Annotated in this window: 29 protein-coding genes; 2 read left to right on the plus strand and 27 right to left on the minus strand. The window is 31.6% G+C overall.

Annotated elements, in window-relative coordinates; translation table 11 throughout:
• Positions 1–247 precede the first annotated feature (247 nt).
• Positions 248–1,702 (minus strand): cell wall-binding repeat-containing protein, encoded by a 1,455-nt coding sequence (locus tag CLCOS_RS03945; RefSeq protein ID WP_013238514.1) that lies wholly within the window; start codon positions 1,700–1,702, stop codon positions 248–250.
• A 463-nt stretch (positions 1,703–2,165) separates the two neighbouring features.
• Entirely contained in the window at positions 2,166–3,029 is an 864-nt protein-coding gene (locus CLCOS_RS03950; RefSeq protein ID WP_167317021.1) for a DMT family transporter, read from the minus strand.
• 146 nt (positions 3,030–3,175) lie between these two features.
• Here CLCOS_RS03950 and CLCOS_RS03955 point away from each other — a divergent pair, with 146 nt between their 5' ends.
• A complete protein-coding gene (locus CLCOS_RS03955; RefSeq protein WP_013238512.1) occupies positions 3,176–4,162 on the plus strand; it encodes a sulfide/dihydroorotate dehydrogenase-like FAD/NAD-binding protein in 987 nt (328 codons plus the stop codon).
• 12 nt (positions 4,163–4,174) lie between these two features.
• On the plus strand, positions 4,175–4,357 hold the full coding sequence (locus CLCOS_RS03960; RefSeq protein ID WP_063600455.1) for a hypothetical protein: 183 nt from the start codon (positions 4,175–4,177) through the stop codon (positions 4,355–4,357).
• Between the two features lie 105 nt (positions 4,358–4,462).
• On the opposite strand, the gene CLCOS_RS03965 is transcribed toward CLCOS_RS03960, so the two are convergent.
• The 25 genes from CLCOS_RS03965 to CLCOS_RS04080 all read right to left on the minus strand — a co-directional run bounded on the left by CLCOS_RS03965 (position 4,463) and on the right by CLCOS_RS04080 (position 26,663).
• Positions 4,463–5,275, minus strand: coding sequence for a hypothetical protein (locus CLCOS_RS03965; RefSeq protein ID WP_063600456.1), 813 nt, complete (start codon positions 5,273–5,275; stop codon positions 4,463–4,465).
• Positions 5,276–5,300: 25 nt separating this feature from the next.
• Entirely contained in the window at positions 5,301–6,374 is a 1,074-nt protein-coding gene (locus CLCOS_RS03970) for a hypothetical protein (protein WP_063600457.1), read from the minus strand.
• Positions 6,375–6,781: 407 nt separating this feature from the next.
• Complete coding sequence (locus CLCOS_RS03975; RefSeq protein ID WP_063600458.1) at positions 6,782–7,537, minus strand: DNA adenine methylase; 756 nt, start codon at positions 7,535–7,537, stop codon at positions 6,782–6,784.
• 198 nt (positions 7,538–7,735) lie between these two features.
• Entirely contained in the window at positions 7,736–8,290 is a 555-nt protein-coding gene (locus CLCOS_RS03980; protein ID WP_082853498.1) for a hypothetical protein, read from the minus strand.
• Between the two features lie 2 nt (positions 8,291–8,292).
• Positions 8,293–9,108 carry a GH25 family lysozyme gene (locus CLCOS_RS03985; RefSeq protein ID WP_082853499.1) on the minus strand — a complete coding sequence of 272 codons (816 nt, stop codon included), beginning with the start codon at positions 9,106–9,108 and terminating at the stop codon, positions 8,293–8,295.
• Positions 9,109–9,119: 11 nt separating this feature from the next.
• Complete coding sequence (locus tag CLCOS_RS03990) at positions 9,120–9,344, minus strand: BhlA/UviB family holin-like peptide (RefSeq protein WP_063600460.1); 225 nt, start codon at positions 9,342–9,344, stop codon at positions 9,120–9,122.
• Between the two features lie 59 nt (positions 9,345–9,403).
• On the minus strand, positions 9,404–9,661 hold the full coding sequence (locus CLCOS_RS03995; RefSeq protein WP_063600461.1) for a hypothetical protein: 258 nt from the start codon (positions 9,659–9,661) through the stop codon (positions 9,404–9,406).
• A gap of 125 nt (positions 9,662–9,786) precedes the next feature.
• Positions 9,787–10,098 (minus strand): DUF1889 family protein, encoded by a 312-nt coding sequence (locus CLCOS_RS04000; RefSeq protein ID WP_063600462.1) that lies wholly within the window; start codon positions 10,096–10,098, stop codon positions 9,787–9,789.
• 169 nt (positions 10,099–10,267) lie between these two features.
• Complete coding sequence (locus tag CLCOS_RS04005) at positions 10,268–10,537, minus strand: hypothetical protein (RefSeq protein ID WP_063600463.1); 270 nt, start codon at positions 10,535–10,537, stop codon at positions 10,268–10,270.
• A gap of 119 nt (positions 10,538–10,656) precedes the next feature.
• Positions 10,657–11,130, minus strand: a complete 474-nt coding sequence (locus CLCOS_RS04010) for a putative ABC transporter permease (protein WP_063600464.1) — start codon at positions 11,128–11,130, stop codon at positions 10,657–10,659.
• The gene (locus tag CLCOS_RS22755) at positions 11,103–11,792 is read right to left on the minus strand and encodes a hypothetical protein (RefSeq protein ID WP_242866890.1); all 690 of its coding nucleotides are present in this window, start codon (positions 11,790–11,792) and stop codon (positions 11,103–11,105) included. The genes CLCOS_RS04010 and CLCOS_RS22755 overlap by 28 nt, the downstream gene beginning before the upstream one ends.
• Positions 11,793–11,805: 13 nt before the next feature.
• A complete protein-coding gene (locus tag CLCOS_RS22270; protein ID WP_063600465.1) occupies positions 11,806–12,705 on the minus strand; it encodes a hypothetical protein in 900 nt (299 codons plus the stop codon).
• Between the two features lie 12 nt (positions 12,706–12,717).
• Positions 12,718–13,221, minus strand: coding sequence for a collagen-like protein (locus CLCOS_RS04025; RefSeq protein WP_063600466.1), 504 nt, complete (start codon positions 13,219–13,221; stop codon positions 12,718–12,720).
• A gap of 13 nt (positions 13,222–13,234) precedes the next feature.
• Entirely contained in the window at positions 13,235–13,450 is a 216-nt protein-coding gene (locus tag CLCOS_RS04030) for a hypothetical protein (protein ID WP_063600467.1), read from the minus strand.
• Complete coding sequence (locus CLCOS_RS04035; protein ID WP_063600468.1) at positions 13,451–14,365, minus strand: hypothetical protein; 915 nt, start codon at positions 14,363–14,365, stop codon at positions 13,451–13,453.
• Complete coding sequence (locus tag CLCOS_RS04040; protein WP_063600469.1) at positions 14,365–16,134, minus strand: phage tail protein; 1,770 nt, start codon at positions 16,132–16,134, stop codon at positions 14,365–14,367. Before CLCOS_RS04040 ends, CLCOS_RS04035 begins: the two co-directional genes overlap by 1 nt.
• Positions 16,134–16,847: a distal tail protein Dit gene (locus CLCOS_RS04045; protein WP_063600470.1), complete on the minus strand. Its 714-nt coding sequence runs from the start codon at positions 16,845–16,847 to the stop codon at positions 16,134–16,136. The genes CLCOS_RS04040 and CLCOS_RS04045 overlap by 1 nt, the downstream gene beginning before the upstream one ends.
• A gap of 2 nt (positions 16,848–16,849) precedes the next feature.
• Positions 16,850–23,278, minus strand: a complete 6,429-nt coding sequence (locus CLCOS_RS04050; RefSeq protein WP_063600471.1) for a phage tail tape measure protein — start codon at positions 23,276–23,278, stop codon at positions 16,850–16,852.
• 76 nt (positions 23,279–23,354) lie between these two features.
• Positions 23,355–23,972 carry a DUF4352 domain-containing protein gene (locus tag CLCOS_RS04055; protein WP_082853500.1) on the minus strand — a complete coding sequence of 206 codons (618 nt, stop codon included), beginning with the start codon at positions 23,970–23,972 and terminating at the stop codon, positions 23,355–23,357.
• 141 nt (positions 23,973–24,113) lie between these two features.
• Positions 24,114–24,254 (minus strand): hypothetical protein, encoded by a 141-nt coding sequence (locus CLCOS_RS22645; RefSeq protein WP_156496362.1) that lies wholly within the window; start codon positions 24,252–24,254, stop codon positions 24,114–24,116.
• 29 nt (positions 24,255–24,283) lie between these two features.
• Positions 24,284–24,616: a phage tail assembly chaperone G gene (gene gpG, locus CLCOS_RS04060; RefSeq protein WP_082853501.1), complete on the minus strand. Its 333-nt coding sequence runs from the start codon at positions 24,614–24,616 to the stop codon at positions 24,284–24,286.
• A 77-nt stretch (positions 24,617–24,693) separates the two neighbouring features.
• Positions 24,694–25,566 (minus strand): major tail protein, encoded by an 873-nt coding sequence (locus CLCOS_RS04065; protein WP_063600473.1) that lies wholly within the window; start codon positions 25,564–25,566, stop codon positions 24,694–24,696.
• A gap of 67 nt (positions 25,567–25,633) precedes the next feature.
• Entirely contained in the window at positions 25,634–25,954 is a 321-nt protein-coding gene (locus tag CLCOS_RS04070; RefSeq protein ID WP_063600474.1) for a hypothetical protein, read from the minus strand.
• Entirely contained in the window at positions 25,951–26,340 is a 390-nt protein-coding gene (locus CLCOS_RS04075; RefSeq protein WP_063600475.1) for an HK97-gp10 family putative phage morphogenesis protein, read from the minus strand. Before CLCOS_RS04075 ends, CLCOS_RS04070 begins: the two co-directional genes overlap by 4 nt.
• Before the next feature lie 5 nt (positions 26,341–26,345).
• A complete protein-coding gene (locus CLCOS_RS04080; protein ID WP_063600476.1) occupies positions 26,346–26,663 on the minus strand; it encodes a hypothetical protein in 318 nt (105 codons plus the stop codon).
• Position 26,664 lies beyond the last annotated feature (1 nt).

Genomic DNA, 26,664 nt, shown 5'->3' on the forward strand with positions numbered 1-26,664 from the left:
CCTATAGTTGCTATTATAGTATTCTCTATATCAAAAATCAATACAGGTACCATAATATAAATATAACAGCTCTAGTATGCCCTATTATACCTAGTCTTTAACATGATATTGACCGAAATATAAAAGTAAAATAGTATAAATAAACATCTTTTTCATCTTATTCAAGAGATTATTTTGTCTAAAGTTTGTAATAAAAAGAAGATTATAAATTTTAAAAATTCATAGTCTTCTTTTATTGCAAGGTAAATTACTCTACTCCCCAGTTATCAAACTTATCTATGAGCCACCTATTTCCATCGTAAACTAAAGTGGCATTGGCATAGGATAACTCTCCATAATAATAACCCTTTAATGTAATATCCGCTTTATTACCATCATATTTCTTAGAAACTACTTCAGAATTTTCAACAGTAAGTTCAGGTTCAGGATTTCCATATCTCATATAAACTTTACCATCAATATCCTTAAATACAAAACTTATTAGAGCACTTACAAAATCCTTCGTATAATAATTGTTCAATCCATAGTTTTCATTTAAATATTCACTTATAGAACTGTATTCCCCTATGTTATCTGTTACGGGAGCATAGCTTATGCCTGATACATCCATATAGGAGTTTCCATCCACATTAATTTTTAATACTTTCTTAAAAGCATCGTCACCCTGAAGCAGCAATTTTTTAGCATCCCCATTTGAAATAACAGCTTTGCCCTCTAAAGCATCTTGTACATCTTCACTTACAGCTACAGTGCCACCTACTAAAATAACCTTTTCACAGTTGGATCCATCCAAATATTGTTTTTGATCTGATATATTAGCTCCATCTGTTAATATTATTGGTGCATTGTTTTTTGCAGCCAGTGCACCTGCAGATAACGCATCAGGAAAATTCTCACCACTTGCAATGACAGCTTCATTTGAAGTTTGATTAAAGTATTTACATACATTTAAGGATGTATCATATCTGTTCATGCCCCCTATCCTTATTATGTCATTACTATTGAGTGATGGGACAGTTTCCTTTAACTGACTTACTATATTACCTGCTACTGATGATTCTCCACCAATAATAAATACTTTAGATGGCTCTATATTTTTCAGTGTTTCTTTTGTTTCATCAGGTAAGTTAAATGAATTAGTCATGATAATAGGATATCCTTTTGACGCAGCAATACTTGAAACACTTAAAGCATCTGCAAATCCAAAAGCATTTACTATAACTACTGGAGTAGCTTTTGCTGTCATTAAGTATCTGTCAATTATAAAATTTGTGCCAAATCTATCTCCTCCCCCTAATCTTTTAATGCTGCTGTATCCTAATGAATTAAAATAACTCTCAAAATTTTCACTTACAGCCGATTCTCCTCCTAATATGTAGATAGTTCCCTCTCTACTTAACTTATTTTTTATAAAGTTAATAGCATCTCCACTGGAATTTACGTCTTTTCCTACTAACAATATAGGAGCATTCTCTTTTTTTGAAAGCACAGAGCCTCCTAATGCATCTGGAAAATTACTTCCACTTACAATAATTACATTTTTCAATTTATCACTGCTAAAATTATTTGCTATATTTACAGATGTTTCATATCTATTTGCCCCACTTATTCTACTTACACCATAAGCAGTTTTAGCATATACAAATTCTCCTCCACATGTTGATATAACTATTGAAATTATGAAAGCTATGGTTTTCTTCACTAATATCCCCCCTATTTTTAATATATTACTATTTATAGTATTTACATATTAAAAAAATTACAGCAGAATATTTAATTATTAGTTATATCGTAGTCATATTTTAGGCTATATAACTATATACTATATATTGTTCCAGTAAAAGGATGTGTTTTTAAATAATTTAGTTGACATATTCCGTTTACTAGAATATAATTAAGTCTATTAAGTAAAAGGAGGCGGTAATTTGAAAAAGGAAAATATATTAATAACACCTGATGTTATTGAAGAATGTCTAAGTGAATCCCTAGATACTATCGAAAAGAAAGCTTGTTCTTACAGCAAAAAGCAAAAATCTTTAAAGTAATTTTCATATCTAAATATTCTCTTCCATTAATATACTTTGTCTATTAATGCATGAATCTCAATTTTCAGTCTGAAATAGTTATCATAGTCACCTAATATGACTGTGATAACTAGATAAAACTCAATCCATTTTTTTTATACTATAAATAGCATAAATAACAAGTGCTGCTCCAAAAACTTGAAGTAGTGATAAAGGTTCCTTTAAAATAAGAAATGAAAGAAACATAGCTGTTGGTATTTCTAAATTACCTATTATTGAAACTTTTAAAGATCCAATATGTTTAATTGCCGCGTAAAGCAAAGTTAAAGGTATTATCTCACAAAACACTCCTAATATTATAATGCAAACAATTAATTTTCCATTCAAATCCTGTCTAAACACGTCCACTGGAAACTTAAAAATTATTAATGATAAAAATGAAAATATAATGGAGTAAAAGTTAACTGCAAGTGGATTTAATTTGTCCATTTTTTTCTCCGTATATATATTCATAAAGGCATAAAATACTGCTGCCAGAATTCCATACATAAAACCTTTTGTTGAAAATGTCTTTATGCTCTGGTTAAGACCCAAAGCTAAAAAACAGCCTATAAAAGTTGCAATAAGAGCAAAAATCTTATTAAAACTTACCTGCATTTTTTGAAATACTACTGAATAAATAAAAACCATAGCGGGATATGTATAAAGCAGTATGGTAACCATTGAAACATCAAGATAATTAAAAGCCATATAATAGAAAATAGTCATGAAAGTATTACCCACTATACCAAGAACTGCTGTGTGGTATAAATCCTTTTTCCCTATTTTTAAAGCCTTACTATCTATTATAAGTATGCCTAGAAACATAATTGGAATTGACATCATATATTGAAGTGTCAATATATTTATAGAATTTGCCCCTTCCGAGAAAGCAATTTTTATTATGATTCCGCAAGTTCCAAATAATATAGCAGACAATGCGGAATATATGTATCCTTTTTTCAACAAAACACCCCTATCTAAGTAATTAAATTTAGCAGTCAATGTTTTTATTCTAACATAGTTTTTCATTTTAAAGTAACAAAAATCATTCTGAAAAATAATCTAATATTGTACATAGTTTTATAATAATATCAACGGAGGTTATTTACATGTATTGTATTGATGCAGGAAGTGACTATTGTCCATGCCACCTGGCAGAGACTCTTGACTGTATATTATGCTCTCAACTTTCCGGTGAAGAGTTTTGCCAATGCAAAGACTGGTGTGGAGTTTGTATATATGAACAATATATTTCCAATGGTAAAAAAGCAAAAAATTTAAGAAAAACTTATGATTGTCCTATATTAGACAAAAAAGTAGCTGAAGATTCTCTTTGCATGTTTACTTTAGAAGCACCAGAAAACCTAGTAAGAGAATTATCCAATGCTGGAAGCTTCGTATTTTTAAGAAATAAAGAAAGTGTAAATTATTACGACGTACCAATTTCTATTATAAATGCAGATAATACGAATAATACCCTAGATGTTGCAATAAAATCAAGCGGCACAAAAACTAAAGCTCTTTTTAAATTAAATAAAGGCGATAAAATACTTCTTAGAGGACCGTTTTCAAATGGAATAATGGGACTTTCAAATATTTCTAATGCTAAAGATGGTACATCATTAATTATAGCCCGAGGTATAGGAATTGCTCCTTCTATTCCAGTTATGAAAAAATTATATTCCAATAAGAACAAGGTTATATCTATTATTGACACACAATTTAAAGAAAATTTTTATGAGGATTATTTTAAAGAATGCAAATCAAAAGTGTTAGATTGCACTATATTAGACGAGGGAAATCTCTCTGAGAAATTCAAATTAATGCTTAAAAAAATTCTGCGGGAAAATTCCATAAATTTAGTTCACTGTGGGGGCCCGGATATAATGAGTTATGAAATTATAGATTTTATAGATAAAATGAACAATTCAAAAAACAAATCCATAAATTTTTCCTGCTGCAATAATTCCAAAATGAGCTGCGGTGAAGGAATATGTGCAAGCTGCACCAAACACTATGATGGTGACATAGTTAGAAGACTATGTAAGGTGCAAATGGATCCAAGAGATTTATTTAAAGGTAGAAGATTATTATAGGGGGTATTTTTTATGAAAATAATAGTAATTGGTTCAGGATGGTCTGGATGTGCAGTACAGTTTAAACAACCCCTATTCATAAGAACCTTTTTTCAAAAACATAACTCCAGCTTAGTTTTAAGCTGGAGTTTATCTATTTTAATTTGTTTTTTTATGATACTTTTTATAACAATTATACTTCCTATTCTCAAATAATTATAACCAAAATAAATTTCATTAAACAAAAATAGGAACTCCAGTCTAAAGCTAAGGATTTTTAATTAAATATGATTCAGTTGAAATAAGCTCAAACACCTGAGTTTATTTTAACTGAATCATATTTTCTATAAATGTTTTTATAGGCTTAATATATGGTCCTATAGCTGTCCACTTTCCTGAAGCATAATGTATCACTGCTAATAATCCACTATAAGCAGCATTTATACCTTGACAACCTTTATGAACCTTCCCAATAGTATCAGCTTTATCAACTACTCGTTGAAATATACTATTTTTAGTTGCATTAGCATTTTGGTTATTATCTAATGATTTTATTGATTCATTTATTAAACTTAATTCCCCTAAAATCTCTTTATCTTGAATTATAGATAACATAGATGCTATTTCACCCAGCACTTTATTATCTTCGCTTATATTCCCATATTTACTTTTTTCTATATAAGACCCTTGTTCTTTAAAATACTCTACTAATAAATTTTCCATACTAATAGCACAATTTTTATCATTTGATTCATTAGTTACATAATGGCCATTTTCTTTTGTATTATGCTGTTTCTTTTTTTTTACGCATTCACGATAATCATCTTCTATATAATATATAGGGAATATATTTTCTAATGTGATTTTTACATCTGTACCACAATCCTCACAATATACTTCTTGCCCCAAATACTTTGTATAATCCTCTACAATTTCAATTGTATCAAAATTACAGTCACATTTTATTTCAAATTTTAATTTTAAATACCCTATTGAAACTAATTCATTTAGTCTTTCTAAAACTAAATTAAGTTGGAGATTTAGTGCCTTAGAAATAGCTACTGGATAAAAACTTTGCACATTTTTATTCATTGCTAATTTTTCAACATAAGAATCTATTTCAAATTTACTCACTGCACAGTCTCCTCCTTTTTATTTATTATATCACTTTTCCTCTTATATATGTTATAATTTTTTCGTTAACTGACGACTTAAAAAATATAGAATGCGTTTTTAATCCAACAGATATTGTATATATGTCCTTTCCATCCAAACTAGAGAATCTTATTAATCCTGAATAATTTGTTATATAATTTTTTAATATATTATACAAAGTTTGCTTAGACAAATCTTCTTGGGAATCCTTCCTTATTTTTAAGCCTATACTCGCCATACCCGCAAGTAATAATTGAGTAAACGGAGTTCCATCAGTATCAATATCTAAATTTTTAATTTTATCTACAAATTTCTTCAGATTCTTATCCTTAAAATAATCATCAATTATTATTAACATATTAACTAATAATTCATTATTTTCTTCCGTTAGCTTTAAATTTTCATCTGGTATAGATATAGATTGAGCAAAATTTCCATTATTTAAAGAATCCTTAAATTTCTCTAATGACCCGGTATAATTTTTTAGTATATTTAAGTCATCAATACGAATTAAGTTAAATTTATCACTTAACTGACTTGATATTAATTTTGCATCCTTTGAATTAGTTCTTACCTCTAAATACATATTGTCAAAATCTATTATCGCAATAACATTAACTATATTTTTAAATTTGGAATATTGTTCACCATTATTATACGTTCTAACACCCGATGGAACCATAAATCTCATTATGTATTTATTATTCTTTAACTTAATACAGGTGTACAATTTAGGACTCTCTAAATCTTGAGTACTTATATGTATACTTTTGTTAAAACAACATTTATCAGATTCTATCTTTTTAATTAACAACTTTTTATATTTCTTTATATCGTTACCTTCCTCTTTATAGATAATTTTAAACCATTTAACTGATTTTCTTCCTGCAAAAATCTTATCTAATAATATATTTTTAGATTTATCATCTTTAAATATTAAGTTTAAATTATTAAATAAACGTTCTCTAGGATCCTCACCATCATTTAATTCTATATCTAGTATTTCTAATATTTTATTAATTTCTAAATTAGTCAAGTTCATAAAATCTGATTTTACTATAATATCTTTTATCTCCATAAAAAGCCCTCCAAGCATAAATAAACTTCTTGCACTTTCAAAAACATTATTAGTAATAATGCTTAATTTGAAAGTACATAATTTGTTATAAGTTCTCTATAAAACGTTAACTTTAATGTTAGACTTATAGCTTCATAAAATTGATCTTATATTTCTATCAACACTTGTTTTTGTTTAAGCTACCAATTTAGACAAGTTCAGTTATAAAGTTAGCGATATTTTCTTTAGTATAGGACATGCTTCTAAGAGATTCAATAAGTTCGACAAAAGTATACCTTTTTTGCAATAATAATATTGTTTACCATTTAATACTACACATCTAACATTTGCTTTAAACCCTCTTAAATATAAAAATAAATCCTAGAGTAATTTTTATACCACCCTAGGATATTATTTTTATATATACATTAATAATTTCTAATGATTAATTCATTATATTTATGATCTTTATTTTTGTACCTACCTGTAAGATTATGATTTCTTGCAACCTCATCTATATTAAAACTTTTGTATAAATCTCTTACAAATTCGCAATTATTATATGAAAGAATGAATTTTCCTTTTACATTCTTTAAGCAATCACATAGTCTCATATGATCCTCTTCTGAAAACTTAGCCTGATAGTACCTTTCAGTGCCATAGTATGGAGGATCTAAATATATAAGTGCCTCTTCTTTATCATATACCTTGAGTAAATTTTGAAAATCTTTATTTTCAATAACTACTCCTGAAAGTCTCTCTTGAATATCTGTAAGATATTTAGTCATTATATTAATATCTTTTTTAACACAACCGTAAGACTCTAAATTACTTCCATAGCTTGTCTTAATTAGCATAAAAAATCTTGCTGCCCTTTGTATATCTGTCATTCCTCTAGTATTATATTGATTTATAAAATCATAAAATAATTCTCTTGAATTTAACATGAATGAAAGTTCTTTCTGTAATTCTCCACAGTGATATTTTACACATCTAAATAAATTAACCAGGTCACTATTTACATCATTATACACTTCCATATTAGCTAACTTATCTTTTGAGAACAAAACCCATGCCGCTCCTCCAAATACTTCTATATACCTGTTAAATTTTTCAGGAAACCTTTTAACTATTTCTTTTCTTAACAGTTTCTTTCCACCTATCCATCCTATAAAACTATTCATTTATAATTCCTCCTTTGTATTTTTAAACTTATGTTCATCTAATAGTAAAAATATATAGTGGCCTGCAAAGGCCACTATAATAAAATACAGTAGCTAAGATTTAAAAAACAGAGCCTAATATTTTTCCTTTTCTTATAAAATGTCATATTCAAGATACTAAAAATCGCTTTATAGACACTGAATTCCCGCAAAATTATTTTATACTGTTTGTACAGGTTGGGTTTGTATTACAGTTTGAGCCGTACTTGCATTTATCTGAGCTATAGTTTGTTGCAATTGATTATTTCTTGCTTGTACCACCTGTAACTGCTGCTGTAACTCATTTATTTTCTTATCTTTTTCAATTTCTGGAACTGCTTTATGTCCTAATTGATTTACAGCACTTTGAATACTATCGTCAATAACTTTTCTCCATTTATCATCTGATTTAATCCCAATTAATTCTAATGAATTATATACGCCATCCTGTGCAGTTTTGAACTTTTCCTCATTTGATTGCAAATCTCCTGTATGAGCTAATTGTTCAACATTTTGAACTTCTTTTTCAGCTCTCTTTTCTATAAAATCAATAACATTTACAGCTTTAGAATTAGGAGCTATAAGTTTTGCTGTACTTATTAAATTGTCAGCCTCAGCTAACCCTGTATTAATATTGCCCTCTATATTTTTGTTAAATTTAATTTTAGGAGATATACATCCTATAGCCCCACCAACCATTACACTTACTAAACTAGTTATTATATTGATATCCATAATTATTTACCTCCATTTTTAATAAAATCTAATACAGCTTGGCAAGTATCATATCGGGTAACACCTTTTATTATTTGTTTTGCATGATCTGTAAATTGCCCACCGCCCACACAATATACATTCTCTACACAACTATAATCAAATTTTACAAGAGTATTATTTATAATGGGGCACTGTAAATAATCAGCTAAATATCCAGCTGCCCTTTCATCAACACTGTTATTTATACATACTATATTTTTCACTTTTTTTGTTCCTCCGTTCAATATATTTTCATTGAAATAGTTTAAATCAACGTATCCTATTGCTCCTAAAATTCTGCCATTCTCTGAGTATTGCCATGAATCTTCTGGATAAGTAGGTGGCTGTTTTCCATAACTTGCAATCCATAAAGGTACCTGAGGTATATTCCCTCCCAGGTAATCCTTATAGAAATAGTAGCCTGTATAAATACCAATGCTATAACCTTGACTTTGCACATACTTAATAAAAGCATTAGCAAAATTTATGGCAATCTGTTTGTCCCATTTATCCTCTATTTCTATATCTAAAAACAGAACGGTGTCACTTTCTAATCCTTTTATAGCATTTAAAAAATGCTGAGCTTCATCAATTGGATTCTTAGAATTATATTGAGCAAAATGATAAAATCCAATTTTTAGTCCTGCATTTTTAATTTTGGGATATCTGTAACTTAAAAGTCTGTCGATATGCCCAGTTCCTTGAGTAGCTTTTTGAATTACTACATCATAATTTCTTTTGATTAAATCCCAATCTGAAATATTGTCACCCTCGTATACATCGATTCCCTTCAGCATTATAAGACCTCCTATTTAAATATTTTTTCCTTTACCTCTGCCACATCTTTTTTAACATCCTCTAAGATATTAAATTTATCTGTAAGTTTTGAAATTATATCCTGGTATTTTTCCTCTCTTTTCTCTGCTTTCTTATCCCTCTTTTCCTGTTCTTTTAGAATATAAAAAAGCAGTACTACGAATAGCACCGCCCATAATCCTTGATTAATTGCAATTTTGAGTATTTCATTTTCCATGTCACACCTCCTAAATTGTAATATTAAAAAAGCCCCTAGATTACACTAGAAGCTATTTATTATTCATGTATGATATCTATGTCTTTTATATAGCTTGTCCCTATATTAATTATTGTTTCATTATCAGTAGAAATATATATAATATCATCCTCTGATTCATCTTTTCCTAATTCTATAAATGACAATTTTCCTATAATTAATTTATCCTTGTGATCTTTAATTTTAACAAGATCTCCCAATTCAATATACAGGTCACATCCACTCATACTGTCTTCTTTTACAATTTTTATGCATGGAACAATATTGGTAATCACCATATTAATCTCACTCTCCTTTTTATGTATGATTCTACATAAAAAATATATTTCCTCTTTATTATGATTATTTTATGGTATAAAAAAGAGTCTGGAATTTCTCCAAACCTCTTTTACTTAAATATATACTATATTCTTTCGCTTCGTTCTTTTAATGTATCTACAATATCTTCTTTCCAATAGGGCTTCTTTCCTATTCTATACCTTTTTCCGGCATTAACACCTTCTACGAAATCCCCTAATTGTTGAGCATATTTAGATTGAAATTCGTTGTTTGATGCCCAAGCCACAATTTCATTTGAATTTAATCTATATCCTGATTCATGAAGCTTCCTTAAAAGTTCTATTGCACTTCCTTTATCTCTTTGATCTACAAAACCAGTTGATATATTAATCCTGCCTTTAATAGCTTTTAGTCCTTGTTCTACTACTGGATCCATTTAAATTCCTCCCCTCTTATTAATTACTTCTACATAAAATAATGTTTTCCTTTTTTAGAAAATAAAATTAAAAAAGACTATTTCTAATCCTTATTTTGCTTTACATTTAGTCTGTAAAATAATTCACAAACGATTTAAACCACCTTTTTAAGATGGTTTAAATCCTACGCTAGACGCTAAATATAAATGGTGCGTCTTTCATTATTAAGTCAATTTCTTTTTTCTTAAACTTTCCATCATATGACACTGGAAATAATTCTTGTAATTTTTCTTCAAAATTTTCTACTTGTTTTGAATTTAATGGATGAGGGGTGCTAATAGTTAAGCATACTCCCTCTAAATATCCATAGAATCTATTTTGTCCAATATATCCTGATACCTCCAGTGTGCTGTGCCTGTTTCGAATTGTTTTTACTTTAAGTATTTGAATTTGAGTCATTTTATTCACCTCCAAATACTATTTATTCTATAAAAGGTTTATAATTCCTCTATATATTTACACTATTCTTTAATTAACGCTATCCTTCCCTGTAATTATTGAACATTTTTCTGCTACATTTAATTACATGTAAATAAATCTTTATAATTTTTCAATAATCCTGCTGGCTTCTTCTCTTCAAATAACTTATATCTTAAATAATCATCAACATATATAGCAAATGGTACTAGGAAAAACCACATCACAGCATAAGGCAAACATATCTGTCCATATAAGTTAAAAGGCTCATTAGAATAATCCCATATATCTAAACCTAGCCACACATTTAAAATCATCCCACTTGTAAATTCTAGTACTAGAGCTATGATAGTACCTATCAAACACTCCTGCCACATTTTCTTATCATAGAATTTGGGATGTTCATTTAACTTCCCTATAAAGAAAGCAGCTAATCCACCAACTACCAACATACTTATATGTGTCCATCCGCGCCATAAACCTTCTAGTACCATATACAGAGCACCCATAATAAATATTAAAATCAGGTCTTTATATATTTTATTTTTTAAGCTGTTGGAATTACTGTATCCCATGTTACCTTTTGAACCTCCTCCACTGTAATTAAAGTATTTACATAAGCTTGTAGTTGCTTATTTTTTATAAGCTGCTGTTCTTTGAAAGTTTTAAAATCTCTAGCTAATTGCAAACATTCATTTGCTGTCCACTCAATAAATTCTTCTCCCCTTGCGTGATAATAAAACTTATCTTGCTGACACTCCTTTACTCCTGCCACTTTTGATACGGCACTAAGGGCGTTTCCTGTTATATTTGACTGGTCTTCTAAAGAACTATCATAAACTTTACTTGTATTTTGATAAGCTGTGGAAGTAAAGCCTTCTACTATTTTATTCTGGCAATCTTGACTTAATTCATTTATTTTAGCCTGCTTAACTTCCTGAAGTGAAGCATCAGGAGTTGTAAATGTAAAAATAATAGCACTTGCATCTATAGGATTTTTAGTTGTATCTATGCTATACCCTGTGCACGTGCTAAATTTATTATTTAATTGTCCATATTCTAATTGGATTACCCCTACACTATCCTTATTTCTTTGAGATAGAACTTTATATGTCTGAAAGTCTTCGTCTATTGTAGTTTCTTTTAAAGCATCATCAGCCCCTTGCATTTCTCCTGTATTCAATAATACATTTCCTGTATTTTTATCATAATATATTCTTCTTCCTATTTGTTGCATTTACAATACCTCCTTATCCTATTGCTATCCAATTACCAACACAACTAGGCAATTTAAATCCATTACCATCCACATGATACGTACTTCCATCTATATTACAGATTTTAAATTCTACATGATTAGACATTAACCCATCATTTACTAGTACGGTTAGTTTTGTTGGTTTTACACCAACACTGGAGAAATCTATATATACAGTTTCTAGATATCCTTCCATGCCATAATCTCCTACACCATACAATGATGTAGAAGTATAAGTATAAATAACTAAAGGCTTAAAATTTAATCCTGTAACTTCTATATATTGTCCCTTGTAGTCTACAGATGCACTCCCACTTGCCCATTTTCTACCACCTAGATTTTCTATATCTAAAGTACCAATAATACTACCTATATTTACATCCTTTTTTATATTACTAGCAATTAAATTAGCAAATTTAGCTATAATGCTTCCACCTTTTGTATAACCTTCTGGAATACTTATAGATTGTCCTTGATTTGTAATAGTTCCACTTATAGCTCCATTATTAGACATAGAACCAGTCCTAAGTTTTCCATCTGAATTAGAAAAAGTAGCTCCACCTAATACTTGACTTTCTACCGCATTTCCCTGTCCTTTTGCTATAGCTTTTATAGCATTTATTACATCATCCCATGTAGCACTAGTACTTAAATTACCTCCTTTGCTGTTTACGGCACTAATCGTATTAGATTTTACGTTAGTGCCAGATTGAAAAACCTCATTTATAGCATTTACAAAACTATCTTTAGCAGAAGTTTTTAAAGCAGTAGCATCCCCTAAGTGTGAATCAATGGATTTTCCATCACCCATAAATACTGAGGATGATTTTGTTTGTGGATAATAAACATTTCCTGAATCATCTTGTATCTGTATAGTCCTTTCCTCTGCCATTTACCTCACCTCCTACACCTGTTTGAAAAATAATTTAACACTACTTGCTGTACTATAATTTGTCCCATACTTTAAAGTATCTCCTGGGTCTCCTTTATCCCCTTTAGCTCCTTGTGAACCTGTAGGTCCAGTTGGCCCAGTTGCTCCTGTGTCGCCTTTCGTACCTTGCACTCCTTGAATTCCTTGAGGTCCAATAATACTAACTCCTGTTGGCCATAATCCACTTGCTTTAGGTCCAAAAATCTTATGTGAATTTGTATTTATATAAAAGTCTCCATCCGTTCCAGTGCTGGAAGTTGGATCACTTGTGCCATTCCATATAGTCTTTCCATCTGTACCCTTAGCTCCTGTTGCTCCTGTATCTCCTTTTTGAAGAACTAAACTTGATAGATATGTTTCTAAATCCTGTCCATTAGCAAGTTTTACTCCTTTGGCCTGTGTTAATGGAAAAGCATCAGAAACCACTTCTCCTGTAGTGGAATCTAGTAACTGTATTTGTATTAATGTATCAGCCATATAATATTACCTCCTATACTGTTTTTACGCCCATAGTAGGGCTTACTTTTATAGTTTCATTTGTTGTTGGTGCCTGGTCTGTAACTACAAAATAAACCGCACCCTTTTTCCTTTCAGCAACCGGAATATCTTCTTCAGTTACAACTACTCCAGCCTTTTCAGCAAGTTCACGAAAATTACTATTTACCTTGTTATGCCAATCTGCTTCGCCTTTAATTAAGTCTTCCATCTAAGCCACCTCCATTAAATTTATTAACATACTTTTAGTTTCTGTTTTATCACTAGAAGCTAAAATGTATTTTCTGTTATTTATTTGTTGCAACACAGGACTTCTGATTAAATAGTTTGCAGGTACATAAATCTTTACATTATTAGTATCTGGATAACCTATTTTTGCATTAACTAAATAACTCTCTGTACCTCCCGCAGGTCCTTCACCAGCTCCGCCTACTCCTGCACCATAACTAGTACAAATACAACGCACATTAGGATAAGAATTAGTATTATGTGGAATTGTTATAAGCTCTTTATTTACTAGAGTTTCACCCTCGGAATAATTCAACCTATCATTTAAATTGTCAAAGGTTCCCCTAGCTGCAGATAATTCTAAGTTAGCATCTACATGCTGCATACCTGCAAAAGCTATTTCCCTAGCTGTCTCATTTTGAATTCTAGTAGCTTCATTGTCCTGCCTAACTATTTCATTTTGTTTTCTAGTAGTTTCGTTGCTCTGCCGAGTAGTTTCGTCAGCCTCCCTTTTTTGCTCACTGGACTGCCTGGCATCTTCATTTTGCTCTCTAATTACTTCATCACTGTCCATAGTTTTTTTATAACCAGACCACTTATCATCCATTTTAGCTTCATAATCAGATTGTTCTTTTTCTTGCGCATCTTCAAAATCATTTTCTTGTTTAATCAAATCAGATTTATAATTATCAAATTCAACATCTATCTTAGTTTCATAATTTGATTGCTCCCTCTTCTGAGCATTTTCAAAATCTGTCTGTTCTTGATTTTGAGCATCTTCATACTTATTAACCTCGTCTGCAATTTTTTGTATTCCGCCAGAAAGGCTTTTTCTTACTTCTCCACCTTTTATGGCTTGGTTAATAAAATCACATTCCTTACTTACATCAACCGACATTATGCACCACCTCCTGTAGTTGTCATATGCTCTTGTACATATAGCTCTGTTGCTAATCTTTGTTTCACTCCATTAGAATTAACAATAAAAACTACTCCATTACCTTTTCCATCATCTGCATTTATTTCAGCTTTCACTTGTCCATCCTTGTTTAATAATTCTAATACCCCAAAATCCCCATTCTTTGCTATACCTAGTTTAAAACGTGGCTTATCAAATCCTTTGTTATAGCCAATTAAAGTAGCTCCTACATTATCACTACTTCCAGCTTCAACACCAATTTTAAGGACTAAATTGCCATCTATATCATATACATTTTTAATGCCCCCATATTCATTAAAAGTATTTTCTATTAATACTTTTCCACCTTTAGTTATTTTTTGTATACCATCCATTATTAAATTACCAGAAGTATCAATATAAAAAACCTGTTTACTATCATTCTTTATTTCAATTCCTACTTTTGGGTCTATGCTTATTTGGATATTGCCTCTATGGAGTTTTATATACCCATCTATCATATTTACATTTCCATCTGCATCTAAATAGAATACTTCTTTGCTGTCATTTTTAATCACTATGCCTTCTTTGCCATTTATAAGTATTTCTACGGAATTATCATGGCTTACAACTCTAAGACCATATTTATAACCTAATTGAACTCCTCCATAAGTAGCCATTCTATTAATACTATTTGATTGAATATCTCCTATAGTTCCACTAAGCTTTGAAGCCTTATTACTTATTGTCAATTTAGGATTCCATGGTTTAGTTAAATCATCATCAAGTTCCAGTACCTTGTAGGTATCGTCAACTCCAAGGATTGGACATCTTATATGAACGGATGTTGCTGTATCTATGCTGTCAACAGATGTATTTGCAAGAGTGCTCAAATCCAGTGCAGATATGTCAAGACTTCCTGCAGGTTGAGTATACTGACTTAAATCAGCAGTACACTCAGTCTTCAATTCCTCGTCGTCATCAATATCTGAGTAGTCAGCTTTCTTATAAATGATTCCGTATTTTTTAACTGCAACAGGATCTTCGATATAGCTCTTATTGTCATTTACCCTTTCAATTGTCAGACCATTAGAACCTACTGGAATGATTCTTGTACCAAATACCTGGCTATCATCTATGGTTAAAGATTTAAGATTTTGACCTATAGATACCTCTGCAATTTTATCCTGTGGAGGATTGGCCATATAGTCTAGATAATTTGTTCCGTCCTCAGTTCTAAATTTCAAGAAACCTTTATTTTCATCATAAACATATTTTTCAATTGCTTCTAAAGTCGTTTCAAAGTCTGTAGTAAAAAACAACCAATCCTCTACGTCTATAATTCCAGGTTGCACTTTCTTATAATCTTCAACCTGTGTATTATGGTAGTTCAGAAAATCAACTATAACATCTTTAGGTGTTTTATCTTCATATATAAGGCTTTGTACAATAGTATCCTGAAGATAGTTCATTTTGCCTTCGCATACAATGTCCTTTTTAAATTCTCCACTTTCTGTCATACTCGGTTTAATGCTGAATACCCTACCGCTAAATATTTCTCCATCGTCTCTTACGTCTATACATCTTACCTTAGTTACGAACCTAGTGACTAAATTATATCCTGGATTATCCCAGGGAATAGAAAAAGTCAAGCTGCCTGCCTGACTTCTTTTTAAATTTAGATGCGGGTCTGAAACTTTTGGTGCTTCCGGATCTGGATAATGTACAACTATTTCATCACTTCCATTTATAATAGAAATTTTATACACTACAAAACCTCCCATCTAAACAAAATCTTTGCTATACCGCTGCCACTGAATAATAAATCATTTCTGCCATTTTGTAGTTTTAAACCCCAAGGTTTATTGTCTCCTTTGGTAAGATTATAAGTTTTACCGTTATAGACTAATGTCATGTCAGAACTACAGTTTATTACTGGAGTTATTGACCTTCCATTGTTATACATAGTTACAGCAGTTTCACCATTTATAGCAAATTCATTTGTATATTGGGTATAGTCTGTCAAAAAACAAAATGTATCCCAAATATCATCTCCCATATAACTTGTACTTACTTTGAATGGTTGTGCTGTAAAGCTTATTGTTAAAGTACCCATCTTTATAGTTTCTTCAAATTCTGGTGTATCTTCAACTTCTGCAATAAAATAAAATCCAGGTATGTTGTCAAACATTAATTCCTGTCTTCCCGTATCTTCAAGCCATTCGAGAATAAGTTGATATACTATATATAACTCTTCCTTACTTTTAGTACGAAGTCCAAGTTTAACCTGTATTTTTCTTTCCCCATATACCTGATCTCCATTACTTCCAACAGTGCTAAAGTCATATGTGCCATTCATAAAAGGGACGGACTCTTTTATTTTTGTCTTTGCTGGCGGCTGTATTTTTTTCTCCTGAAGCCATACATTAAAATCTTTAAAAGAATGTTTTCCATTAAATATAAAGCCATCTTTTACACTCATTTTTACAACCCCCTTGCACTTAAAGCATTTATTGCACCTAAATTTTTATCAATATACGGTGTTGATGTTTCGGCCACTTGTTTACCATCTAAATATGTTTTAGTTACTATAACTATAGGTTGGCTGCTCTGTATACTTTTAGGTGCAGTATAAGTTTGCTGTATATTACTTGTAACTGTATTATTTACGTTAGTTGAAAGTGGACTTATAGATGATAAATTTACATTGGTATTTAAATCATTTATTTGTGATTTTAAATTACTTATCATATCTGAAACTGAAGTAAGAGAACTTTTAAATCCAGCTGCAAATCTATCTCCTAACGATGAACCTGTAATCTCATAGTCCTTGCCATAACTTTTAAGCAGTGTTATTATTTCACTTTGGTTATTGTTTATTATCATTTTTTGTGCCTCAGCATCTATATTTGCATCCTTAAGTTTATCAGAGTAAAATTCTTCTATATTTTTAATCATATTGTCATTGCTTTCCTTTAACTGGTCAATTTGCTTTTGCAAATCATCTTTTTGCTGGGCAATAGACTCTTTCTGATGCCTTCTTTCCTCTGTTTTATTAAGATCATCGAGTTCCTCTTGAAGCTCCTTCTTCTTTGCAGCTCCATAGTGCATAGATAACTGTCTTTCAAGTTCGGCTCTTTTATCAGCATCGTCTTCGTCCTGATACTCTATGTCAAGGTCACTTTCTTGCTGATCTAAATTATCTATTTTTGCCTGTAATATTTTGGTTTGGGTATCTGTTGCAAGGTTAACCTGCTTTTCTGCTGCATCCTGCTCATCTTGATACCTTTGTTTTAACGCATCCTTAATCTTATCGTTAACTTCATTTATACCATCTATTTCAGATTTTTTAAGATTGTCAACTAAAGTTAAAATATCAGTACCACTTTTTTGATAAGCATCTTTAACATCCTGTATTTTTTTTAGAGCATCCAACGCTTTGTCCGAGTTATACCCATATTGAGCTCCAAGCTTGTTATATTCCGCTGTAAGTATGTTTATTTCTGTACTTTGATCCGTCATAACACCTAGTAAATTTCTTGTATCTGTTTCAAAATCGCCAGTCGAGGTTTGAAGATTTTTTATATCAACATCCAATTTAGTTACAGCAGCATCTGAAGAAATAACACCTTTACTATAATCTTCAAAATATTTACTTCTTGCATTTCTTTCATTCATGACAGAATTGGCAAGTACTGTGTTAAGTTTAACTACGCTGTTATTTATATACACTTCATTGTCATTTAGAGCTTTAGCAAGTTCATTCTTAAACTCGTCCCATGCATTATATTGTTTTAATGAGTTTCCAAAAGCATTACTTGCTGCTTTCCCAATATTGGACATTGCGTTACTTATTAAACTTATCTTGCTGCTTATTCCATCCGCTATACCTTTTATAAGTGATGCTCCTATTGTCTTTCCATTGCTATTTGATGAATTAGCACTTAAAACTTTTGATGTATCACTGGCATTTAAAATAGTCTCTCCTCCACTAGGAGAATATTCTAATTCAGGGCCATTCTCCCCTACTATTCTCCATCCTGCTACAGCATTGGTTGTACCAGCAGCATAACCAACATATGATCCACCATTTGCCATACTTCTTATACCCGGTACATTCCATATGCTTCCATAGGTTGCTATCATATATCTAATAGCTGCTACAGCATTATCTATAGGATTCCATATATTATCCATACCTGGAAGTGCATACTGCATATTGTCATCTATAAGCTGCATAAGCCCTTTGCTTGGATGTCCTGCTGTTGCGTTGCTATCCCAAAGATTTATTGCCATGGGATTTCCTCCGCTTTCATGCATTGCTATTTGTTCAAGTGCTGGAAGTGCTGACATAGGCTGTCCTGTTAATGCAAGTGCAGCAGTTAACCAACTTGCAATCTGTCCACTAGCACCCTCTGCAAAGTTAAGCATACCACCAATTTTATTCTTAAAGAAATTAAGCACATCTTTCTTGGACATACCATTTATAAATCCTTGTATTACATTTTCACCATAACCTGTTGTCTTTTTAGAAGGTGAATGTATGTCAAAACCATCTGGACCCGTAAAAGCATCTAAAACTTTTTGTGTAAGTTCATGGGCTATACTAACAGCATTGGCCTCGGCAGATTTCATTCCTTCAGAAAGGCCATTAGTAACATTCTGTCCTATTGGGTTTGCAGATGCAGCAAAATTATTTAATACATTTTTATTGTCATTTGACACCTTATTTGTTGCAGATAGTACATTGGAAGAAGCACTATTTATTCCAGCAGTCAGATTTGACATGGAATTAGTTCCATATGTCGTATGGAGCCGTACATAATCACTTAATATAGCTTTATTATCTGTAGTTACTTTGGTATTTGCATCAGTAACTACACCTTCATTCCCTGTTATGGCAGTTCCAAGATTGTCCATAGAAGACGTTCCGTAATCAGTATGAACCTTAGAATAAGCGTCTAAAATATTCTCATTATCATCTGTTACCTTATTTACAGCATTATTTGCAACTGATTCATTTCCTGTTATTCCAGTTCCTAAATTAGATATTGAATCTTGTCCATATTTTGTAAAAGACTGAGTAAGATTAGACACCGAAGTACCTATTTTCTTATTTAAAGTATTTACTGGATTTATCGCAGAGGCTGAACTTTGAGTTATACCTAGTCCCATATTTTTACTACTCTGCTGTCCATAACTAAGATATTTTTGTATAAATGAAGTCATTAAAGTATTTACGCTATCTTGTAATACATTTAATGGTTTGGATACTGTAGATATACTGCTTTCCAAACCATTAGCAAAATACTTATTTAAATTCTCTCCATATTCCTCTGTAGCTCTCAATTGTTCTCCGCTGTCATTTTGGGATGAACCACTACTACTTTTATTTACCTGGCTTAATATTTTATTAGTAGATTTTGCATCTATAACAGTTTCGCCACCAGCAAAATAATAAAGTTCAGGTCCTTCTTCACCAACGATATGCCATCCGGTTGATGCACTATCAGTTCCACTTGCTAAGCCAGGTATACCACCAAGGCCATTTCCAGAACCTATACTACCAGTGGCCGGAATTTTTTGGTCTCCACTCCCACTGTGGGCAAATAAACCGCTAAGCCATTTTTTAAAATCTGTCCATGCTTTTTTAATATTAGATATAAGAGTTTCCCAAGGAGAAAGCATATTACCAGTATCAGTATTCATATTACTTAATACTTCGCCATCCATTTTACTCAGGTGATCCACAACTTGAGTTCTCTGGTCTTTTGCTGCTTGTACACTTTGGTCTCTCTGCTTTCCTGCATTTTTTATAACCTTATCAGCTTGATCTGCAGTCATGGTGTGGCTTACGTCCCTTTGGTATATTGCATCTGCAACAACTTTATCATACTGGCTGTTTGCAGCTGCTATTGCTCCGTCCCGCTGTTTATTGGCACTCTTTATTATATCCTGTGCCTGCTGCTCAGTTATACTTGTACCATAACTTTTTATTCTTTCTAATATAACCTTGCTTTCTATTTCATTTTGGCTTAAAGATTGCACAGCATTGGTTTTCATTTTATCTTGTAGAGAATTAACTTGCTGTTGTTCTTGTACAGTTAAGTCTCTATGATTATTTGAGGCTCTTTGATATATTTGTGTTATTTGGGCTTCATACTGAGTTATTTTTTGTTTCTTGTTATTATTGTCTTTCTGCATATTCTGCAATATTTTCTGCTCATCTTGAGTACTTAAAGCACTGCTTTTATCAAAAAAGTTCTTAAGAGTTGTATATCTGTCATTAGACTGTTTATCCATACCTTCTTTTATTTTCGTACCCATAGCTGTAATTTGCTGGGTTATAGTATTTACTTGCTGCTGGGTTATTCCAACGGACTGCGTTAAGCCATCTCTGAAATTCTTAACCATAGTTTCTTTCTGCTGTTTTGTAAGCCCTGAAACTTTATTTACCATATCAGAATATTTTGCAACAATCTTTTCTACATTGTCTTTAGTCAAATTTCCTGTCTGAGATACCATCTGCTTAAATTGGTTAATAGAATCAGTTTTCATTCCTGTGTTTAAAATTTTGGTGCTATTAGTCATGTCAGTATATTGACTTATAACTGATTTTTTAGTTTGATCGGTAAATTTATCAGCATTAATATATATGTCTGTCATGGTCTTCTTTACATCATCATCCATTTGTATATAAGACTGAACAGCTTTTTTAGTAGCATCCGATATTTTTATAGTCGTTTGTGTTGTGTCTAAACCTGCTTTATTAACAGATGTATTAATGCTAGATGTTGATGATTTTATACTACTATCTAAATTTTTAAATGAACCAGAAGCTTTTTCAGTGTCATTTATAGTTCTGTCTGCAAATAGGTCTACAGCAGGTACTGCTTGTTCAGTCATAACATGATGCACGGCAACTCCTGCTGCCACAACACCACCAATTGCCAATACATATGGTCCGGCTGCTAAAGCTACACTTCCTAGGCTTGCTATAAGTCCACCACTAGCAGCTGTTGCACCTGCCGTTTCAACTCCGGTTTCAGCAGCAGCAAGGCCTACTCTTTCTATCCCTTCTCCGGCTGCTTCAGATGCAACTTTCGCTTCGGCAGACTTTTTCACATGCTTACCTAAAAAATCCAGTATACCACTTCCACCCTTCACTACACTACCTATAGTCTTTGATGCTACACCCGCAACTAGAGTAAATCCGGCTACATCAACTATAGCTTTCTGCATACCTGGGCTTAAATTTCCAAAAGCTTTTACAAGATTGGTAGTCTCTTTTACCATAGGGATTAATGTTGGCAACACATTCTGTCCAAATTCAACTCCTAGTGTATGGACAGATGCACTCAACTCTTTAAAATTATTTGCAGATGTATCCTTCATGCTGTCAGATAATTTCTTTACTTCTCCATTAGCATTATCTGCATGAGTGGATAAATCACTTAAATAATCCCCACCTTTATGAACAAGAACATTCCATGTAGCAAGAGATTCTTTACCAAATATAGCAGCAAGGGCGGCCTGTTTTTGTTCGTTAGTCCAACCTTTTGTACCTTTTTCTATGTTATTTAATAGAGCAGGCAAATCTTTCATATTACCTTTACTATCAAATACTTCCAAATTCATTTCTTTCATAGCTGCCGACATTTGATCTGTAGGTTTTGTTAAGTTTACGAGCCCCGCTTTCAAGGCATTTGCAGCAGTACTTGCATCAATACCATTACTCTCAAGTATTCCTATAGCCGCCGCAGTTTGTGTCATTGGTATTTTCATTGCATAGGCTGTTGAACCTGTGATACTAAAAGCTTCACCTAAACTAGATATACTAGCCTTTGTATGGTTGCTTATATATGCAAAAGCATCAGCCATATGAGCCATATTCTGTGTTGTTTGAGCTGCATCATTTGTTTTCATTCCATAAGCTTCAAGAGAACTTCCTAACTGGTCCACAACTACAGCTAAATCTTCATTAGCACCACGAGAGGTATATAATGCTGTATTCATAACCTTTATGGATTCATCCGCACTATATCCATCTTTAACAAGAGTTAGCAGGCCTTCGTTTATATTATCTGTACTTTGTCCAAAATCTCCGGACCACTGCAGAGAATCCTGTGACATTTCAGACATAATGGAGTTTACTTTTTCAGTACTTGCACCGCTTGCTTCAACTTCTTTTCTAATATCAGCTATTTGATGTTCAAAACTTGTGGCTGCTTTTGCTGCAACTCCAATTCCAGCTACTACAGGTATGGAAAATTTTAATGCTGCATCTCCGGCTTTACTAAATCCTTCTCCAACAGATTTAAATTTTTTACTTGTTTCTTCTAAAGAGGTACTGAGTGATGTTAATTTAAAATTAGCAATTTTTTTATTTGTTTCATCCAATTGCCCTTCAAAACCCTTCAACCTACTTTGTGCATTGTTCAGCTGAATAGTATATCCCTGTACACTCTTTTCATTGTTTAAAACAGTTCGCTCATTATTTTTATACTTTTCAGTAAGATCATTGAGACTTTTCTCTAGCTTTTTTGTCTCTTCATTTTCTGATCCTAACGTAGCTTTACTTTCTTCATATGCAGTTTTAGTTGAATCAACTTTACTTTTTAATTCCATCATAGACTTAGAGTTATCTTCTAAAGTCTTCTTTGATTTTTCTAGTTGTTCTGAATAACTTTGAACTATTTTTCGTTGAGTTTCTATTTTATCTCCTAGAGATTGAGCATTGCTTTTCAAGCTATCAAGATTTTTACCCCAGTCTTTTATACCTGCAACACTATTTTTAAATTCACTATCAATTGTCCCTAAACTTCTTTTTAGATTCTGTATGCCCTTGCTAAAGCTTGAATCATCAAGTGCAACTCTTACCGCTAAAGAACTTATTTCTTCATTTTCTGCCACAACTTTCACCTCCTTCCCTGATTATTTTTGTGCAAAATAAAAAGCCTTATCTCTAAGACTTTTTAAAAATTATTTTTTATTTTAAATGAAACCCTGTCGCCTTGCTATTGCTCATATGAACTAAAACTGCATTTTGTAAATCAAAATTTTTAGGTACTTCAAAAACTAAATATGTTTGTTTTGGAGTACTAGGGTTAAGACTATCGATACCTAAGAAAAAGTTTGAATTTTTCCTATATATAGTCTCTACTTGATTAGCAGTAAGCGAATCATCTCCATTTATTTCATATTGCTTTTTATCTTTGGTATTGACTAATGCAAACTCATCATCACTATATTGAACTGCTGCCTGAGAAATATTAGTCATCTGAAGCTTAATTATTATAAATTTTTGCTGTGTTGTTTTATTATCTGACCCATCACCGCTTTGTATTGTAGACGCTTCCTGTGCCTCTAAAACTTTTATACTCCAGTTACCTGACGTGCCTTCTTCCCCTAGTTTATACATCTTTTGTTTTTGTTCTTCTTTCGGTTCAGTATTATCCTGAGAAGTTGACTTTTGAGATGTCTGACTAGACACCTTAGTATTAATAGTTTTATTTACTCTATTTATAGCCGTTGCATCCCCTATAAAATAACCAACAATAAAAATTAAGATAGCACCTACAGCTTCCATAATTATTCTTTTTTTCATAATGTGTCCCCCCTAAATTTAGTATATATTTCTATAATACCAAAATAAGAGTATGTTTTCCATATGGCACAATGTTTCTATGAGTTTCGTGCTATATCTTTTTCATCAATCAAAATATTTATTACTATTTTTTCAGATATCTTATATTAAATTCTCAATAGTGGTTTTATTTACTTCTCTTTCTTCATCTTTATTTATTTTATATATAAGTAAATCTATATAATAAAAAAAGTCCATGTTATCTATTGATTCCATAGACTCACCAGCCGTTAATCTATCCAAGTATATTTCTTTTATAAAATCCTCCAGAGTTATTTTTCTTTTTCCTCCGGAGTTTCGCTGTTTGGGATTTTATTTAAATGTAAACCTAAATTTGATATTACTGCATTTACACACTCATCAAATTTAGGTTTTATGTCTTTAGCATCTAAACCGTCATATACGTCATCTATACTAAACTGTTTTCCAAATGTATCACATATATACTCAGCAATTTTGTCTAGATCTTCCGGCTTTACATTAGCATAATTTATCTTAGTATCATTTAAAAAAGCAAGAGTATCCCTTATAACCCTTGCTTTTGGACGTGGCATAATATATTCTTTATCATTTAACTTTATTTTTATAATTTTTATATCTTTCATTTAATTTACCTCCATTGGACATTTATCCTATATAATTACCTGTAAGTTAAGAAGTCACCCTAACAAGGTTGTATCATCTATACTGCAAAATTAACTACAACATTATTTGCAGGAGCTGACCCTTGTGCAGTTTTAATAGCTTTTGTTGCTATTGCAACATAATTTCCCGCATCCAAAGTGCTCTTAGGTTTCAATGTTACTGTCTTAGCATCTGTGCTTATTACTATAGTAGAATCTATTATAGTACCATCAGCTTTAATTAAAAATGCTGACGAATCATTTACAGTATATGAATTTATTGCTTTACTAAATACAAAGTTAACACCACTAGTTGCTGCAACTCCTGTAGCTCCGTCTGTTGGATTGGTCTCAATAGAAAGAGGAGTATTATCTATATTAGGCTGGTATACTGCATCAAACCAATGTTCCATTACATCATTATCCATACCATTGTTTTCATCAGCAATAAATTTCCAGTTATCATCATCCCTTGTAACAAATGTGGCCTTAAGAGATGGAGTGGCAAAATCAACTTTATCAGATTTAGTTTTATATTCCTCTGTTATTTCTTCAAATTTTCCCTTTAAAAGCCATATAAATCTATAAGTATTATCTCCCTTAAGAGATTTAAACCCTATCGCTACATATGGAGCATTATCATTTCCACTATGAACTAATACTCCTTTACTATCTATAGTGTGTCCTAGTAAATCTGCTTGAGATTGTAAAGGTACATCCTGTGTCTGCAATTCAACATCTATTTCACCTAATGTAGTTGCATTTTCAACTGACTTATCATCAGCATACTGTGTAGCAGTGTTAGTTTTTGGAGTTATTTTAGCTTGTATTGCAGGACTTAATATTTTAGGCGCATCGTATGTTATCCCATCCTCATGCATCTTTGCATAAACTAAATTCTTTAATCCTACTTGTCCACTATGCTTACTCATTATTATTCCTCCTCATTTTTTAATTAAATCTTTCATTTCATTTTACAAATAAAAAAGAACATTTCTATCAATGTTCCTCTGTGTACTTAAATCTTATTATTTTGTGGTTAAGCTTTGTGTCAGTTTCATAGTCTTCAGTCGCATAAGTTCGGCACCAACCCGCTACAATCATAAGATCTAAAACCTGCTTGTATAAATCTTCAAGTTTGCCTTTTGTAAAAATATTTATCTGAACCGAATACGCTGTTACTACCTCTTTATCCTCTGCAAAAACTTTACCATATTCATTGTAGAACTGGTATGTTATATAAGGGTCTTCCCGGCCTGTATAAAACAAGTGCTTAATTGGAGCACCTATAGATTTTAAAATACTTTCTATATCATTCATTTTAAAGCCTGCCTTATCTCTTCTTTAATAATCTCCACCGCTTCCTTCTTATGTCTTTCATAAGCAGGCTGTATAAATGGTTTAGCCACTTCATGGCTACTACCAAATTCTATAAATTTACCATAGTAAACTGCTGATATATCATTTTTATCAATACCTATCTGTATAGATTTAATCCCATTTTTACTTCTTATACTTCCAATAGATAAATCATCTCTTAAATCACCGCTTCTATCTTTAAATGCTTTAGTTGTTTTCATATCATCAAGTATAGGCCGTGCTCCAGCTTTTAACGCCTTATTTTCAACACTATTAAATTTAGCATTTGTAGCTTGAAGTTTTTCAATAAGTTCAGATATTCCAGTAAGTTCAACATCAACACTCATTCACATCATCTCACTTTCAATGTTAAATCTCTGCTAGGAGGGTTAGTATCATATTTATCCTGAATTATCATAATATCATAATCCACACTATCAATAGTTGCATGGTCATAGGTATCTATATTGTCAAGCTGCGGTATTTTTATTACCTTATCTACTTTCATTTGATTAGCATCAGCCTGAAAAAATCTTGTAAGACCTAAAACACACTTAGTAAAGCCAAGATTCTCATACTTGTTATTTTTGTTTCCATCATCATCCTCACTATAAATACTACAGACACCATCACTAAAAGAGACAAAATTAGTAGGTGTTTTTATTTTCATA

The organism is Clostridium coskatii (genome assembly GCF_001675205.1).
GTDB classification, from domain to species: Bacteria; Bacillota; Clostridia; order Clostridiales; family Clostridiaceae; genus Clostridium_B; species Clostridium_B ljungdahlii.

Bases quoted from the DNA above. Each gene is read 5' to 3' on its own strand.
- CLCOS_RS04055 (WP_082853500.1), bottom strand. From the start codon at position 23,972: ATGAAAAAAAGAATAATTATGGAAGCTGTAGGTGCTATCTTAATTTTT.
- CLCOS_RS04000 (WP_063600462.1), bottom strand. From the start codon at position 10,098: ATGGATCCAGTAGTAGAACAAGGACTAAAAGCTATTAAAGGCAGGATT.
- CLCOS_RS03995 (WP_063600461.1), bottom strand. From the start codon at position 9,661: ATGGTGATTACCAATATTGTTCCATGCATAAAAATTGTAAAAGAAGAC.
- CLCOS_RS03955 (WP_013238512.1), top strand. From the start codon at position 3,176: ATGTATTGTATTGATGCAGGAAGTGACTATTGTCCATGCCACCTGGCA.
- CLCOS_RS04005 (WP_063600463.1), bottom strand. From the start codon at position 10,537: ATGACTCAAATTCAAATACTTAAAGTAAAAACAATTCGAAACAGGCAC.
- CLCOS_RS04030 (WP_063600467.1), bottom strand. From the start codon at position 13,450: ATGGAAGACTTAATTAAAGGCGAAGCAGATTGGCATAACAAGGTAAAT.
- CLCOS_RS03970 (WP_063600457.1), bottom strand. From the start codon at position 6,374: ATGGAGATAAAAGATATTATAGTAAAATCAGATTTTATGAACTTGACT.
- CLCOS_RS03960 (WP_063600455.1), top strand. From the start codon at position 4,175: ATGAAAATAATAGTAATTGGTTCAGGATGGTCTGGATGTGCAGTACAG.
- CLCOS_RS04045 (WP_063600470.1), bottom strand. From the start codon at position 16,847: ATGAGTGTAAAAGATGGCTTTATATTTAATGGAAAACATTCTTTTAAA.
- CLCOS_RS03980 (WP_082853498.1), bottom strand. From the start codon at position 8,290: ATGGATATCAATATAATAACTAGTTTAGTAAGTGTAATGGTTGGTGGG.
- CLCOS_RS03990 (WP_063600460.1), bottom strand. From the start codon at position 9,344: ATGGAAAATGAAATACTCAAAATTGCAATTAATCAAGGATTATGGGCG.
- CLCOS_RS03985 (WP_082853499.1), bottom strand. From the start codon at position 9,108: ATGCTGAAGGGAATCGATGTATACGAGGGTGACAATATTTCAGATTGG.
- CLCOS_RS04065 (WP_063600473.1), bottom strand. From the start codon at position 25,566: ATGAGTAAGCATAGTGGACAAGTAGGATTAAAGAATTTAGTTTATGCA.
- CLCOS_RS04070 (WP_063600474.1), bottom strand. From the start codon at position 25,954: ATGAATGATATAGAAAGTATTTTAAAATCTATAGGTGCTCCAATTAAG.
- CLCOS_RS03975 (WP_063600458.1), bottom strand. From the start codon at position 7,537: ATGAATAGTTTTATAGGATGGATAGGTGGAAAGAAACTGTTAAGAAAA.
- CLCOS_RS22270 (WP_063600465.1), bottom strand. From the start codon at position 12,705: ATGGCAGAGGAAAGGACTATACAGATACAAGATGATTCAGGAAATGTT.
- CLCOS_RS22755 (WP_242866890.1), bottom strand. From the start codon at position 11,792: ATGCAACAAATAGGAAGAAGAATATATTATGATAAAAATACAGGAAAT.
- CLCOS_RS04025 (WP_063600466.1), bottom strand. From the start codon at position 13,221: ATGGCTGATACATTAATACAAATACAGTTACTAGATTCCACTACAGGA.
- CLCOS_RS04035 (WP_063600468.1), bottom strand. From the start codon at position 14,365: ATGTCGGTTGATGTAAGTAAGGAATGTGATTTTATTAACCAAGCCATA.
- CLCOS_RS04075 (WP_063600475.1), bottom strand. From the start codon at position 26,340: ATGAGTGTTGATGTTGAACTTACTGGAATATCTGAACTTATTGAAAAA.
- CLCOS_RS04010 (WP_063600464.1), bottom strand. From the start codon at position 11,130: ATGGGATACAGTAATTCCAACAGCTTAAAAAATAAAATATATAAAGAC.
- CLCOS_RS04080 (WP_063600476.1), bottom strand. From the start codon at position 26,663: ATGAAAATAAAAACACCTACTAATTTTGTCTCTTTTAGTGATGGTGTC.
- gpG (WP_082853501.1), bottom strand. From the start codon at position 24,616: ATGAAAGATATAAAAATTATAAAAATAAAGTTAAATGATAAAGAATAT.